The sequence below is a fragment of the Citrobacter sp. wls757 genome (genome assembly GCF_005280935.1).
Classification (GTDB): Bacteria; Pseudomonadota; Gammaproteobacteria; order Enterobacterales; family Enterobacteriaceae; genus Citrobacter; species Citrobacter portucalensis.
This window is the reverse complement of record NZ_SZWU01000060.1, coordinates 652,861-654,255: the sequence shown is the minus strand read 5'-3', so window position 1 is coordinate 654,255 and position 1,395 is coordinate 652,861. Positions and strand designations below refer to the sequence as shown.

At 46.3% G+C, this 1,395-nt stretch carries 3 protein-coding genes and 1 pseudogene; 2 read left to right on the top strand and 2 right to left on the bottom strand.

Going from position 1 to position 1,395, the window contains the following annotated elements; all coding sequences use genetic code 11:
* Both FDW94_RS18045 and FDW94_RS18040 read left to right on the top strand, forming a co-directional pair.
* Positions 1-577: bacteriophage antitermination protein Q (locus tag FDW94_RS18045; protein ID WP_249358603.1), on the top strand; the 577-nt coding region annotated here is incomplete at its 5' end.
* 114 nt (positions 578-691) lie between these two features.
* Complete coding sequence (locus FDW94_RS18040; protein WP_137378011.1) at positions 692-886, top strand: hypothetical protein; 195 nt, start codon at positions 692-694, stop codon at positions 884-886.
* Here the strand turns inward: FDW94_RS18040 and FDW94_RS18035 are convergent.
* Positions 883-1,167 carry a DUF2622 domain-containing protein gene (locus FDW94_RS18035; protein WP_137378010.1) on the bottom strand — a complete coding sequence of 95 codons (285 nt, stop codon included), beginning with the start codon at positions 1,165-1,167 and terminating at the stop codon, positions 883-885. The two genes, FDW94_RS18040 and FDW94_RS18035, sit on opposite strands and share 4 nt — an antisense overlap.
* 25 nt (positions 1,168-1,192) lie before the next feature.
* Positions 1,193-1,395: pseudogene (locus tag FDW94_RS23645) on the bottom strand (hypothetical protein); the annotation flags it as partial.

Below are 1,395 nucleotides of genomic sequence, written 5' to 3'. Positions count from 1 at the left end.
TACTGGAACGTTTAAACGTAAAAAGCCTCGAGTGCTGGATGAAGTGACCGGGGAAATGATTACGCTGGATAACCTGCCAATACCGGGCAAGCAGTCGCATGCCAAGGGTTCGCATATTCCCTTGGTGCAGCCGGTTGAATACTCCACCGCATCGTGGCGCCGCGCGCTGATGTCACTCGAAGAACACCAGAAGGCCTGGCTGCTATGGAACTATAGTGAGAATGTTAGCTGGGATAATCAGGTATTAATTACTCAGTGGGCGTGGTCGAAATTTTGCGAGCATCTGGCCGGAAAGAGGGTGGCGAAAAAGACCATCGACCGGTTACGTCAGTTGATATGGCTGGCGGCACAGGATGTGAAAGCGGAACTTGCGCGGCGCAACACATACGAGTACCAGCAGTTGGCGCAATTGGTAGGGGTATCAAAACCAACTTGGACTGAAACCTACCTCCCTCATTGGCTGGCGATGAAGCAAGCATTCTCATACCTTGATAATCAGTCTTTGCTTTCCGTTTCGCGATCACGTTCACAACAAAAGGCGACAAATTTGGATGTAAGTCTTGCAAAACCGAACTGAAATGGATATATTTCGTGTAAATCTGATATTGTGCCATTGTTGTATGCACTGGCAGTAAATGAGTTTCAAGCCCGAGGTTAACGCCTTGGGCTTTTGCGTTTCTGGAGGATGGCTATGAAATTTTCTGAGTTACCTGAAAGCGCTAAACATATAGCCCGTGAGGCGTTATCAAAGGCTGCTATTTCTATGGGTAGCAATGCGGACGTTTTTGAATATGAGAAAGTAGGCGAGGCTATTGCCGCTGCATTTGTCAAAATGGAACGCCATGATAGCGCTCCAGATAAATGTGATGATGGAACTGGAACTTAAACTACTTTTAAGCCCCGAATAGCGCGTCCTGCTGATTTCGTAACAAGTACTCGAGAACTTTTTTTAACTGAATCTGCAATCGCTTTAACTTCATCTGCGACCTTGCCCTCATCTTTTGTTGTGCTTGAGTGAATGTATTCCGCATCAGGAAGCTGGTAGGTTGTTCCAGAAGTGGCCTCGACTTGTCTGTAGTATTTTTTTGCTGCCATTTTTTTATGCAGGCTCTCATAATCATCCCAGTCAGCATTTTGCATTTCTACACGAACTGTAAAACTAGCCATGTATTACTCCTTGTGTTTGATATGGTTACTTTTGGCGATTTAACGATATCAAACGCGAAGTTATACCGCCAGACACATGATCTGGCTCTTCATTTAGCCCTGGCGTTTGCCGGGGCTTTTCTATTTCAGGCTCACGGGAATCATCCGCTACGTGCTTTGTTGATAAATTCAGCCCGTGAAGCCTGACCTTTTCATCACACACAGCGCCATCCGAAAAATCGGAGGTGA

Coding starts and splice junctions, on each gene's coding strand:
- FDW94_RS18040 (WP_137378011.1), top strand. CDS start 692: ATGAAATTTTCTGAGTTACCTGAAAGCGCTAAACATATAGCCCGTGAG.
- FDW94_RS18035 (WP_137378010.1), bottom strand. CDS start 1,167: ATGGCTAGTTTTACAGTTCGTGTAGAAATGCAAAATGCTGACTGGGAT.